This window comes from Nocardiopsis alborubida (genome assembly GCF_012396365.1).
GTDB lineage: Bacteria > Actinomycetota > Actinomycetes > Streptosporangiales > Streptosporangiaceae > Nocardiopsis > Nocardiopsis alborubida.
Map to the genome: position 1 here is coordinate 293,866 of NZ_JAAXPG010000002.1, position 12,855 is coordinate 306,720.

Annotated in this window: 10 protein-coding genes; 3 read left to right on the forward strand and 7 right to left on the reverse strand. The window is 66.8% G+C overall.

Annotated features, from left to right (window positions below; genetic code table 11):
- Positions 1–31 precede the first annotated feature (31 nt).
- Complete coding sequence (locus tag HGB44_RS03675; protein WP_210751121.1) at positions 32–2,278, forward strand: hypothetical protein; 2,247 nt, start codon at positions 32–34, stop codon at positions 2,276–2,278.
- Positions 2,275–5,742, forward strand: a complete 3,468-nt coding sequence (locus tag HGB44_RS03680) for a hypothetical protein (RefSeq protein WP_061081262.1) — start codon at positions 2,275–2,277, stop codon at positions 5,740–5,742. The genes HGB44_RS03675 and HGB44_RS03680 overlap by 4 nt, the downstream gene beginning before the upstream one ends.
- A gap of 733 nt (positions 5,743–6,475) precedes the next feature.
- On the opposite strand, the gene HGB44_RS32640 is transcribed toward HGB44_RS03680, so the two are convergent.
- Positions 6,476–6,862 carry a helix-turn-helix transcriptional regulator gene (locus HGB44_RS32640; protein ID WP_325096931.1) on the reverse strand — a complete coding sequence of 129 codons (387 nt, stop codon included), beginning with the start codon at positions 6,860–6,862 and terminating at the stop codon, positions 6,476–6,478.
- A 47-nt stretch (positions 6,863–6,909) separates the two neighbouring features.
- Between HGB44_RS32640 and HGB44_RS03690 the strand changes: the two genes are divergently transcribed.
- A complete protein-coding gene (locus HGB44_RS03690; RefSeq protein ID WP_168443942.1) occupies positions 6,910–8,175 on the forward strand; it encodes a hypothetical protein in 1,266 nt (421 codons plus the stop codon).
- A 252-nt stretch (positions 8,176–8,427) separates the two neighbouring features.
- Here HGB44_RS03690 and HGB44_RS03695 read toward each other — a convergent pair whose 3' ends face one another.
- From HGB44_RS03695 to sufD, 6 genes are read right to left on the reverse strand one after another with little or no spacing between them, the layout of a single operon-like run.
- On the reverse strand, positions 8,428–8,796 hold the full coding sequence (locus tag HGB44_RS03695) for a metal-sulfur cluster assembly factor (RefSeq protein WP_061081260.1): 369 nt from the start codon (positions 8,794–8,796) through the stop codon (positions 8,428–8,430).
- Positions 8,796–9,272: a Fe-S cluster assembly sulfur transfer protein SufU gene (gene sufU, locus HGB44_RS03700; RefSeq protein WP_061081259.1), complete on the reverse strand. Its 477-nt coding sequence runs from the start codon at positions 9,270–9,272 to the stop codon at positions 8,796–8,798. Before sufU ends, HGB44_RS03695 begins: the two co-directional genes overlap by 1 nt.
- Before the next feature lie 19 nt (positions 9,273–9,291).
- A complete protein-coding gene (locus HGB44_RS03705; RefSeq protein ID WP_061081258.1) occupies positions 9,292–10,593 on the reverse strand; it encodes a cysteine desulfurase in 1,302 nt (433 codons plus the stop codon).
- A gap of 3 nt (positions 10,594–10,596) precedes the next feature.
- Positions 10,597–11,358: a Fe-S cluster assembly ATPase SufC gene (gene sufC / locus HGB44_RS03710; RefSeq protein WP_061081257.1), complete on the reverse strand. Its 762-nt coding sequence runs from the start codon at positions 11,356–11,358 to the stop codon at positions 10,597–10,599.
- A gap of 7 nt (positions 11,359–11,365) precedes the next feature.
- On the reverse strand, positions 11,366–11,701 hold the full coding sequence (locus HGB44_RS03715; protein ID WP_061081256.1) for a non-heme iron oxygenase ferredoxin subunit: 336 nt from the start codon (positions 11,699–11,701) through the stop codon (positions 11,366–11,368).
- Positions 11,694–12,854, reverse strand: a complete 1,161-nt coding sequence (sufD, locus tag HGB44_RS03720; RefSeq protein WP_061081255.1) for a Fe-S cluster assembly protein SufD — start codon at positions 12,852–12,854, stop codon at positions 11,694–11,696. The genes HGB44_RS03715 and sufD overlap by 8 nt, the downstream gene beginning before the upstream one ends.
- Position 12,855: the final 1 nt, after the last annotated feature.

Here is a 12,855-nt window from a genome sequence, read left to right on the forward strand (position 1 = left end):
CGAGACGACGAAGTAAGGACGCGGACGAACCATGGCGCTGATGAGGAAGAGCCGGAAGCAGCTGGGTATCCCGGCCGAGGCTGAGCCGGAGACCGGGTCGAGCCAACCGATCGACGGGCCCGAGCCCCAGATGACGACCGCCGCTAGGCGCGGCCTGCTCGGCTGGTGGGCCCGACGTCAGGAGGAGCGGCAACTGGCCGGATCCTACTTTTTCTACCCGCACCTCATGGCGCTCAAGCCCAAGGAGCGCTACCTCTTTCGATCGGACTACTTCGAGGTCGACTCTTCGGTCGCCTGCGTCCTTGGCTACTTCCACGACGACGCCTCACACGACGCCTTCGCCCCGTTCTGGGGCATCGACAGGATCCCCTCGGGGCTCGACGAACGTGTCACGGCGGTCGTGCTCGAGCAGGTTGTGCGCAAGGACGACAAGTGGGTCGACCAGTACACCAAGCAGTCGGAGAAGCTCGACTCCCTCGAAAGCAGCGAGCAGGAAGCCTCAGGCACGACCTCGTCGAAGCGCAAGGCCGCCAAGGCCTCAGCCGACCGCGAGGCGATCATCGGTGAGCTCCAAGACGGAGCGACCTACCTGCACGTGCACAACCGCCTCTTCCTCAAGGCACCGGACCTGGAGATCCTCGAGGACACCATTGAGCGGGTCACGCGTCTCTACATCGACCGCTTCGGCACACTCAAGGCCGCAGCCTACGTCGGCGAGCAGCGCCAGGAGCTGTCAGGCCTGTTCAAGAACAACGACAAGAAGCGCGGCAAGGGCTTCCACTACACCTCGACCGAGTTCGCCGGCTCCTACTCGCTGGTGACCAACGGGCTCAACGACAAGAACGGAGAGTACGTCGGGTTCATGGTCGGAGACGTCAATTCCTCGGCTGTGCTCATGGGTGTCAATGACTACGCCCACCACGTCGTCATCGCCGACCCGACGCTGTCGGAGTACCTCGGCCGCGAGCGGGTGTCGAACATGTGGTGCTCGAAGCTGTCTCAGGCGACGATGCTCGACAACGGCCGCGTTGTCCACCTCGTCCTCGACGGGGCCAAGATGGACAAGCTCGGGCCGACGTTCGACCGCCTGACCGCCCGCGTCGACCTCAACTCCGGCGACGTGAACATGTTCGAGATGTTCGGCGAGGAGAAGGACGAGCTGGCGATCTTCTCCACGCACATGGAGAAGCTCAAGCTCATGTTCGAGCAGCTCTATGAGTCCTCGGACGGGGCAGTGGCCTCGATTATCAGGGGCAACCTCGAGCGGATCGCCACGGACTTCTACATCGACCAGGGAATGTGGCGCGAGAACGCTCAGCACATGCGCAAAAAGCTGCGTGTGGTCGGCATCGACCACGCGCATGTGCCGAAGCTACAGCTGTTCGTGTCCTACCTCGACATGGCGCACAAGCGTCTGCTGGCCTCGGACAAGAACGACCCCGACCAGCTCCGGGCGCTCAACCTGCTCCAGACCATCGGCCAGACGATGCTCTCAACCAACGGCGACCTGTTCAACAACACCACGGCCGCCGCGATCGACGGGGTCCGCGACGCCCGCCGGGTGCTCTACGACTTCTCACGGCTGATGACGCGCGGGCGCGGCGTGGCCATGGCCCAATTGGTCAACATCGTCGGCTTCGCCGTAGCAGAGCTCGGTGTGGGCGACACTGTGATCATCCACGGGGCCGACCTCATCGACGACCGGGTGAAGACGTACATCACCGAGCAGTTCGAGCACCTCTTCGACCGGGGAGGGCGCGTCGTCTACAGCTACAACGACGTCGACAAGATGCTCTCAGACTCGAAGTTCAACAAGTTCGACGCCGCCGACTACACCGTGCTCGGGCCGATGCGCGACTCGACGGTGCTCGAGTACCAAAGGCAGCTGGCCCAGCAGATCCCCCGCGACCTCGCCAACCTCATCACGACCCGCGGCGAGAGCCTGTCGTACCTACGCCGCGGTGTGACGAATGTTGTCTTCCACCTCGACCTGGCACTGGGGATCAACCCCTACCGCGAGGCCCAGCGACGCAAGGTCCGCCTCGAAGCGGCCAGGGCCGAGGAGGCCGAGCGGATGGCCCAGATCCTCGACGACGACCCGACGCCGGGTGCGAACCTCACGTCATTGGGGAGCAGCATGAATGATGATTCAGACGATGAATTGACTGATGACCCGCCCGGGGCACGGAAGACGAAGCCGACCGCGGGGCCCACCAAAAAGGCCTCGCGCCGCGGCACGGCGACGAGGGGCAAGCGGACGAAACTGGCCAAGTCGTGAGCAGAGGGGACGCGATGGAGCGCGAGGGCGCGATCACGCGCGTGCGAGACGGCTTCGGCGGCGCCCTGGCCAGGCTGGGGTGGAGCAAGAGCGTCGTCGGCGTGTTCCTCGTCGTGCTCGTGGCCCCGCTCCTGATCGGGCTCCTGGGAGGCTCCACGGCCTTCGCCGACGACAACGCCTCGGAGGATGAGGACAACTACAGCCTGTACAAGCTCGCGTCCAACGGCGCGGGCTACTTCTCTGACTCCAACGAGCCCGGCGAGAGCCTCGGCGGGGCGTGGGAGAACATCGCCGAGTCCGAACCGGGGGCTGCGGGCTCCTTGCTCGGCTACGGCGACCCAACGGTCTCGCAGTTCAAGCGCTGGCTCTCGGCCGGGTTGTCGGGCTCGACGCAGACGATCACGCACGAGACCCTGAGCCAGGGGGGCGACGCCTTCCTCGCCTACGGCCAGTTCGGGGCGGCCAACAAGGACCTGGGCTTCGACTCAATGTCGAGCGGGGTCATCGGCGACATCATCGGTGGCTTCGCGGGCTCGGTGGTCTGGGCCTGCTACGGCGTGGCCCTGCTCATATCAGGGCTCTTCTTCGCCTTCATCGAGCTGCTCAAGTTCCTCAACCCCTTCGCGTGGTTCTACACAGCCGTCGCCGACGTGACCACCGCAGCAGGGACGAGCGGTGGCTACCAGCAGGGCTTGGCCGACGGGATGCTCAACAACTGTGAGGGCGAGGACTGCGGGCCCCCGGGGCCCCTGTTGGGCGTGGCGAACTTCATTGGCGAGTGGTACGGCATGCTCGTCAACCTGTCGTGGACCGTCCTCGTCCCGCTCTTCCTCGGTTTCCTCCTCATCGGCCTCGTGCTGTTCAAGAAGATGGACCGCGGCTCGGCGATCAAGAAGTTCGCCGTACGCCTGCTCTTTCTCGGCTTCGGCCTGCCGATCTTCGGATCGATGTACACCGCCGTCCTCGACAGCTTCTCCGAATCCGGGGTCGACGCCTCGGCCGGCGCCACCCAGGTCGTCCTGTCCAACTACGTCGACTTCAACGCCTGGGCGATGAACTCCCGCCTGCTCGTCCCCGAGGACGCGACCATCGGCTGGAACGAGGGCAGAGGTCAGGCCGATCCGAAGTCGACGATGTCGGCCCGGACCTCGGCGCTGGCGATCAACATCGTCTCCCACTCGGCCTACCGCGACGCCGGCTGGGACGCCGGCGGTGTGTCCGCTGATGCGGAGGACGCATGGAGGAACGCTTCGAACGTCGACCTCACCCAGGAGGAGCCGGGCTCGTGGCAGCAGGTCGGCACGACACTGGACATCCTCAACCGCTACATCAGCGGGCAGGAGACGCCGGCCTCGGACTTCGAGTCGGGCGTGAAGGGCTGGCTGTCAGAGAACGCCGACGAAGACGTCAAGGAGGACTGGTTCAACAACACGGGCAGCTACGGCGACGTCGAGCAGTTCGGCGACGAGGACGACCCGAAGGCCTCCGAGGCCCCGATGATCTCGACCCAGGACGAGGGCCTGCAGTCGGAGGTCTCCGACGGCGTGCGGACGTTCACGACGAAGAACCAGGAGGACTCGGCCAAGACCTGCGGCTTCATGGTCACGACCGACAACGGCGCCCCGGCCAAGTGCAGCATGTCGCCCCTGTCGATGTACAACTACCTCAACAGCTCGTTCTCCTCCGATAGTCTCACTTCGTTCAGCTCAGAAAACGCGATGTCGGGCCTCGTACGCGAGAACCACGCCTCGGTGAGCCAGGTCGGCTCGGGACCGGCGTCGTTCATGTACTGGGCCAACACCGTCACGCTGCTGGGCAGCGTTTGCCTACTGGGCATCTGGTACGCCTTCGGCATGGTCATCGGCGCACTCAAGCGGACCTTCTCGCTGATCGCGGCGATCCCGTTCGCCACCCTGGGTGCGATCGCGGCGATCAGCAAGGTGATCATCTACTCGGTGGCGATGATCCTCGAGGTCATCCTCACGATCTTCCTGTATCAGTTCGTCTCACGATTGATCATCGGCGTGCCCTCGATCGCCTCTGGGCCGCTGACCAACCTCGTGAGCGAGAACGGGCTCCTGTCCACGCTCGGCCTAGGCCCGGTGGCGGTGGTCGTCCTCACCTTCCTGTCCACACTGCTCATCATCGCCGTGACGTTCATCCTTCTGCGCGTGCGCAAGACTGTGCTCCAGGCCCTGGACGAGGTCGTGACGAAGCTCGTCGACAAGTTCCTCGAGACCGACACCGCGCCGAAGGCGAAACAGGGCGGGCTCATGCAGGCTGCGGCCGGGGGTCTTGGTGCTGGCGCGGGCATGGCGGCGGGCAACAAGCTCGCCCAGGCCACCGGCGGCAAGCTCAGCGGACTGAAGAAGCCCAACGGCAACGGTCAGCCTGGCCCCGGCGGAGGGGACACGAACAAGCCCAACGCCAGCGGGATCCCGAGCAACGCCCAACTCGAGGGCGGTAAGGCCAATGTCCTCGAGTCAGGCCAGTCCGGCTCCAGGCAGCAGGGCCCCGGGGGCAATGGATTGCCTCAGGGCGGTCCGGGCACCTTCAACGGGTCGAGGCCGTCGTCGAGCGAGCGCGGCTCGACCGGTCAGCTGGAGCAGTCGGAGCAGGACAGGAAGGGGGGACCGCTGCAGTTGGCCGGCTCGCGTCCGGGATCGACACAGGAGGACAAGGCCGCGGCCGAAGATGTTGCTCGGCAGGGAGGCCTGTCAAGGCTGGGCTTCGACGCGAAGGACCAGAAGAAGGCCGAGATCCCCGGCGGCGGTGTGACGACCGGCGACGTCGCGAGCTCTGCTCCGGGAGCTGGCCAGGGGCATGGCGACAGCAACCGGGTCCTCGAAGGCAAGGTCCTTCCCAGCCCGCCTGGGGGCCGCAGGTCGAAGGGCGTCGAGTTCGGAGCAGACCAGACGAACTACTCCGGCTCGAACCCCGGCGACCAGCAGGCCCGATCGACGCCCCGTCCGGGCAGCAGGACCGGCGGTACCTCGGTCCCGACGCGGTTCGGCCCGCAGGCCGACCCCGGCGGCCAGGCGGGGACCCCGAGCATGAAGCCCGTGCTGCAGAGCTCGCAGGCCGCACGCCCCAGCGGGGCGATCCCGCTGCCGGCCGGTCCGACCCCCGCTGCGTCGAGTGGGCCCGCAACCGCGGCACCGAAGGCACCGGCGAGCACCGGTCCCACGGCGGTCGGCGGACCGAGCACCGTCGGCGACGCTCCTAGCGGTAACGGGTTCTCGCATCGATACCAGAGGTCGGGGAGCCAGGCGCCCCACGTCCAGGGTCAGCAGGCCCCGTCTGCGACCACGCCTTCCGGCGGGGCGGGGCAGCCCGCCCCGCAGGGCTCGTCGGCAATCAAGGATTCGAAGTTCAAGGCGGGTCCCCGCCAAGGGGCCAAGCAGCCCAGGGCCCGTGAGAACGCGGAGCGTCCGAGTCCGGTCAACCGGCCGGACGGCTCGTAGGAACCGATAGATGAGATCTGGCCCCGCAGGGGAGGCGGTCGATACGACCACCTCCCCTGCCTGCTGTGGGGAGGTGCGATGGGCCTGAGGACGGGACTGACGGCCGTGCGCCTGGCTGGGGGTTCAAGCGGGCCCAATTGATCTGCCCATCGCAGGTCACCTCTCGTCGGGATCATTCACCGCAGCACGCCTCGGCGACGAACGCATGCAGCTGCACCGTGCCGGGACCCGACCACCTGCGGTCGGAGTCCACGACGACAGCGCGCACATACCCGTGCGGCGGTCCCGGTGATCATCATGAACTTCGTCCTTGCCTGTCGGGGTGGCGGGAGTCAGCTCTGATGCAATCGCACCAGGACTCGCACCCACGCCCGGAAGCTAAAGCTGGACCAAAGGCTATACACATGACCATCTGATCCGCCCCCGCTTCCATCGACACAGGCAGTACCTGCTGCTCGAATCGACTCAGAGATCGTGTACCACTTGTACCACTTGAGCATTGATTGACGAGAATCCTCGACTGAACTGGGGGTTCATCGAGCTTCGCACTGTGTCTGATCTGCGGTAGGTCAAGCACTCACAGCCTCAGACGAGAGTTGATGGAGTACTGGATGCAGGTCATCGTGCTGGCCCTCCCCTTGGCGGACACAGCGACGAGCGTCGACCCGGCATGCGGAAAGCCCCCGGCCGCTCTGGCTCCGGGGGCTTCGTCAGTGTCGTGGGCGAGGTGTTGTTAGGCGACGCGGTGCTCGCGCAACCACGTGTCGAGATCGTCGATGAGATAGACGACGCGCGATCCGATGCGGACATAGGCCGGGCCGTCACCGGTCACGCGCCACTTCTTCAGCGTTCCATACGAGAGCCCGGTGTAGTGTGCGGCTTCTTCGGTAGGCAGGGCAGCACGGTCGGTTCTCACGGAGGTCGTACGTCGGCTCGTGGTGGACCGACCCGTGGTGGACCGACCCGCTGCAGTGGGCATCGTAGGTTCTCTCTTTCGTCTTTGACACCGATCCACTCCGGTGCACGTGGCGGACAGTCTATCCAAATCATGATTGATAGACCACCCATGCAGTGAGTCATACACGATTCGAATAAGCGCCCATTGGTGATTATGAGTCATGCGTGGCCCATGCAGAGGCGGCAGTAGTCGATGTTTACACTGGCCCAATGACACGCGCGACGACAAGCAAGCTGGCTCCGGGGGAGCACACTGCCGAACGCTCGACCCCGAGACAGCTGGCCGACGGTACGTATCGGATGACCTGGACGCTGGTCCATCGCGATGGACGCAAGGTGCGGAAGGATTCCTACGGCGCGACCAAGGGCGAGACCCGGCGCAAGGCGAAGCGTAAGGCCGAGGAGCTGTTGCGCACGGGGGGCGGTGCCTGGCGTCTGTCAGACCAGCTGTCGGACTACATCGACAAGGTGACCCGGCCGGCACTCCAGAAGGCCAAGCTCGCGGACCTGAGCCGGGAGAAATACGAGGAGGGGTTGCGGTTCCTCCTCGGAGACTGCGCGAAGTGCAAGAGCAAGGGCAAGCGCCACCAGCATGGATTCAACCGGCACACCATCGGGTCGGGCACGGCCCCTCGAGCCCTCGAGGAGACCTTCACAGAGATCGCCCAGCTGCACAGCCTGTCCACGGCGAAGTCGTGCCGCACGGTGTGGAACAAGTACATCGCTAAGCGCCTCGTCCTCGACGGGATGATGGACTTCAACCCCGTGAAGGATGCGCGCCTGACCGACCTGACCGGCGTCGAGAGGCCGCAGAGAAAGCGCGGGGGTCGGGCTCTCATGCGCCAGGAGTACGAGCTCACGCTGCAGTGGCTCCTCGATGCCGATCCGACCGACTGGCCGGTCTCGCACAAGACGAACGGGTGGATATGGCGTCCTGAACTCCAGGTCTCCACCTTCCTCACCAGCATCGACATGACCCTGCTTCAGGCGACCACCGGGCTACGGCAGAGCGAAGGTCGTCTGGTCGACTGGTCCATGGCGCACGTTTCCGGCAACGGGGTCCTGAGCATCGACGTACCGGAGCACGTGGCCAAGGGCGGCCACCCGCGTGTCGTCCTGGTCCTTGATCAACGGGTGGCCGAGCGACTTCTCAAGCGCCGTGATGAGCAGGGTGGCGAAGGGTTCATCGTCGGTGCGCCGATGGATCCTCTGAAACCCTGGCATCGACAGAGGTGCGGTCAGGAGTGCCGGGAGCTCTACATGCGCATGGCCAAGGCGACCGGGATCGCACTGTTTGAAGAGCAGCGCTCGCACTTGTGGCGCACGACGTTGCGCTCGTTCTTCGTGGGCCAGGTATCTGAGGCGGTACTCAACTCCCAGTTCGGCCACTCGACCGAAGTCGCTAACCTCTACTACACCGATGCCTCCGACCTCAACGGCCTCGCCCAGGCAGCCAAGCTGGTCGACGATGAGTAGCGGCGGCCGCTGGAGAGTCCCGCACAGTACCGCACAATATCCCGCACAGTGTGGGTAACGTGCACCCACCCGGAGCACCCCCGGTCACCCTAAAATCACATGATGACCGAATCACCATGCGGGGATCACATCACCAGGACCGAGCCGAGGCATGCTCGATAGCAATCCAAACTGCGTCCAGACGAGGCGTTTTGATGCAGAAAAAAGCTCTCTGACCTGCGAATATGCAGGCCAGAGAGCGTGCGGCGCGTGTCAGACGTTGAAGCCCAGCATGCGCAGCTGGTCGCGCCCGTCGTCGGTGATCTTGTCCGGACCCCACGGCGGCATCCAGACCCAGTTGATCTTGACCTCGCGGCCGAACTCGTCCAGGGCAGAGACGGCCTGGTCCTCGATCACGTCGGTCAGGGGGCACGCCGCGCTGGTCAGGGTCATGTCCAGCGTGATCACCTGCTCCTCGGCGTTCACCCCGTACAGCAGGCCCAGGTCGACGACGTTCACGCCCAGCTCGGGGTCGATCACGTCCTTGAGCGCCTCGCTGATCTCCTCGACCAGCGCCTCCGCCTCCGGGGAGAGGGGAGCGCCCTCGGCGGCCTCGGTCGTTGTCGTCTCGTTCTCGCTCATCAGGCGGCTTCCTTCTCCAGGGACTGCGACACGGCGTCCTTCCAGGCCATCCACCCCAGCAGGGCGCACTTGATCCGTGCGGGGTACTTGGACACGCCGACGAACGCCACGGCGTCCTCCAGCACGTCCTCGTCGGGCTCGCCCTTGCCCTTGGACTGCATCAGCTCGGTGAAGGCGTCCAGGGTGGTCATGCCCTCGGCGACGGTGCGGCCGATGAGCAGGTCGGTCAGCACCGAGGTACTGGCCTGGCTGATCGAGCAGCCCATCCCGTCGTAGGAGACGTCGCTGACGACGGCCTCGCCGTCGAGCGCGTCGGACCCCGCGGCGGGGGTGAGCGCCACCCGGAGCGTCACCTCGTCCCCGCAGGTGGGGTTGATGTGGTGCGCCTCCGCGTTGTGCGGATCGCGCAGGCCCTTGTGGTGCGGGTTGCGGTAGTGGTCCAGGATGATCTCCTGGTACATCGCGTCCAACTGCATGGTCAGGCTGTTCCTCGTTCTAGGGCCGGGTTCCGAAGAACTTCTGCGCGGCCCTGATGGCCTCCACGAGCGCGTCCACGTCCTCCGACGTGTTGTAGAGGTAGAAGGACGCGCGCGTGGTCGCGACGACGCCCAGCCTGCGGTGCAGCGGCCAGGCGCAGTGGTGGCCCACCCGGACCTCCACGCCCAGGTCGTCGAGGACCTGGCCCACGTCGTGCGGGTGGATGTCGTCCACGGCGAAGGACACGGCGCCGCCGCGGTCCACCGCCTCGGTGGGGCCGACGATCCGCACGCCCTCCAGGGCGCCGATCCGCTCCAGCGCGTACCCGGTGAGCGCGTGCTCGTGCTCGGCGACCCGCTCCATGCCCACGCGGGACAGGTAGTCGCAGGCCGCGGCCAGGCCGACGGCCTGCGGGGCCATCGGCACACCGGCCTCGAAGCGCTGGGGCGGGTCGGCCCAGGTGGAGTACTCCATGTGGACCACGCCGATCATGGAGCCGCCGGTGATGAACGGCGGGATGGCCTCCAGCAGCTCCCGGCGGCCCCAGAGCACGCCGATCCCGTTGGGACCGAGCATCTTGTGCCCGGAGAAGACCAGGAAGTCCACGCCCAGCGCGGCCACGTCGACCGGCATGTGCGGGACCGACTGGCAGGCGTCCAGCACGGTCAGCGCACCGACCTCGCGGGCCCGGTCGACGATCTCACCGACCGGGTTCACGGTGCCCAGCACGTTGGACTGGTGGCTGAACGCCACCACCTTGGTGCGCTCGTTGACCAGGTCGGCGATCCCCGACAGGTCCAGGCGCCCCTCGTCGGTCACCGGGAACCAGCGCAGCGTCGCCCCGGTGCGCTGGCACAGCTGCTGCCAGGGCACCAGGTTGGCGTGGTGCTCCATCTCGGTCACCACGACCTCGTCGCCGGGCCCCACCTGGAAGCGGCGCAACTCCTCGTCGGCGGTCGCGGAGTTGCTCAGCGCGTAGGCCACCAGGTTGACGCCCTCGGTGGCGTTCTTGGTGAACACCACCTCACCGGCGTCGGCCCCGATGAACCGGGCGATGGTCTCCCGGGCCGCCTCGTAGGCGTCGGTCGCCTCCTCCGCGAGCTGGTGCGCGCCACGGTGCACCGCCGCGTTGTGGCGTTCGTAGAACTCACGTTCGGCGTCGAGCACCTGACGGGGCTTTTGCGAGGTGGCCCCGGAGTCGAGGTACACCAGCGGCCGCCCGTCGCGGACGGTCCGGGAGAGGATCGGGAAGTCCTCCCGGATCGCCGCGACGTCGAGCGGGGCCGCCCCGGCCCGACCGAACTCGCGGACTGTGGTCATGGGTTACGCGCCCGCCTTCACGAAACGCTCGTAGCCCTCGGCCTCCAGCACGTCGGCCAGCTCCGGGCCGCCGGACTCGGCGACGCGGCCGTTGGCGAACACGTGCACGAAGTCGGGCTTCACGTAGTTGAGGATCCGGGTGTAGTGCGTGATGAGCATGACGCCCATCTCGCCGCCGGCCTTGGCGCGGTTGACGCCCTCGGAGACGACCTTGAGCGCGTCGACGTCCAGGCCGGAGTCGGTCTCGTCCAGGATGGCGACCTTGGGCTTGAGCAGCTCCAGCTGGAGGATCTCGTGGCGCTTCTTCTCACCGCCGGAGAAACCCTCGTTGACGCCGCGGGCGGCGAAGGCCGAGTCGATGGACAGGTCCTTCATCGCCCCCTGGAGCTCCTTGGAGAACTGGCGGAGCTTGGGGGCCTCGCCGCGCACCGCGGTGACGGAGCTGCGCAGGAAGTTGGACATGGACACGCCGGGGACCTCGACCGGGTACTGCATGGCCAGGAACACGCCGGCGCGGGCGCGCTCGTCGACGCTCATCTCCAGGATGTTCTCGCCGTCGACGAGGACCTCGCCCTCGGTGATCTCGTAGCGCGGGTGGCCCGCGATCGCGTAGGCGAGGGTGGACTTGCCCGAGCCGTTGGGGCCCATGATGGCGTGGGTCTCACCGGAGTTGACGGTCAGGTCAACGCCCTTGAGGATCTCCTGCCGCTCGTCCTCACCGATGAGGACGTCGGCGCGCAGGCCGCGGATTTCGAACTTGGTCATTTCAGCCTCAGGAATTCTTCTCATCCAGCGAGACGAGCACGTCGTCGCCGTCGATCTTCACGTCGTAGGTGGGGACCGCCTGGGTCGCGGGCGGATTGATCGGCGCCCCCGAACGCAGGTCGAAGCAGGAGCCGTGCAGCCAGCACTCGATGGTGCCGTCCTCGACCTCGCCCTCGGACAGACGGACCTCGGCGTGCGAGCACACGTCCCGCACTGCGTACACCTCGCCCTCGCTGCGGACCAGGGCGATGGGCGTCTCGTCGTCGGTCTCGATCCCGAGGACCCCCTCCTCGGGGATCTCCGCGAGCTCGGCGACCTTCACCCAGCGTCCGGCCTCACTCATGGGCGGCCAGCTTGCGCTCGACCTTGGCCATGATCTCCTCACGCAGCTCCTCGACCGGGATCCGGTTGATGAGCTCCAGGAAGTAGCCGCGGATGACCAGGCGCCGGGCCTCGTCCTCCGGGATGCCCCGGGAGCGCAGGTAGAACAGGTGGATGTCGTCGAGGCGACCGCTGGCGGCGGCGTGCCCGGCGCCCTCCACCTCACCGGTGAAGATCTCCAGGTTGGGCACCGAGTCCACGCGGGTGTCGTCGGTGAGCTGGAGGTTGCGGTTGTGCTCGTAGGAGTCGGTGCCGGTGGTGCCCTCGCCGATGATCACGTCGCCGATCCACACACCGTGGGCGTCCTTGCCGCTCAGCGCGCCCTTGTACTCCACCCGCGAGCGGGTGTTGGACATGTTGTGGTCGATGAGCGAGCGGTGCTCGTGGTGCTGGCCGTCGCCGGTGAAGTACAGCCCGTGGAGCTCGGCGTTGGCGCCGCGCCCCTTGTAGGCCACCTTCGGGGAGAGCCGGACCAGGTCGCCGCCCAGGGTGATCACGATCGACTTGAACGTGGCGTCCTTGGCCACCTGCGCGTTGTGCTGCGAGACGTCGACGGCGTCGCCGTCCCAGTCCTGGACGCTGACCAGCGTCAGGCGCGCGCCCTCGCCGACGTGGATGTCCACGCTGCCCGCGCGCACGCCCGTGCCGGTCTGGTTGAGGACCACGACCGCCTCGGCCAGCGGCTTGACGTCCAGGACGAACTGGTCGTAGCGCGTGCCGCCCTGGGCCTGGCGGTTGACGACGACCGGCCGCTCCAGGGCCGCGCCCTGCGCGACCGTGATGACCGTGGCCTCCTCGAAGGAGGTGTAGGCCTGGGCGGTGACGCGGTCGGCGGGGAACCCGGCGGTGCCGAGCCGCGCGTCGCCGCGGCCGACCGTCTCGACGGTGGCGCCCTCGGGGGCGTCCACGTCGAGCTTGTCGGTGCCGTCGGCGACGGCGCTGCCGTCGTGCAGGCCCTTGAGGCGGCGGATCGGAGTGAAGCGCCACTCCTCCTCGCGGCCGCCCGGGACGGGGAAGTCGTTCACGTCGAAGGACCCGTGGGTGGCCAACTTGGAGAACGGGATCTCCCCGAGGCCGTGGCTGTGGGCCTTGGGTTCGGTGCTGGGGCTGGTCAAC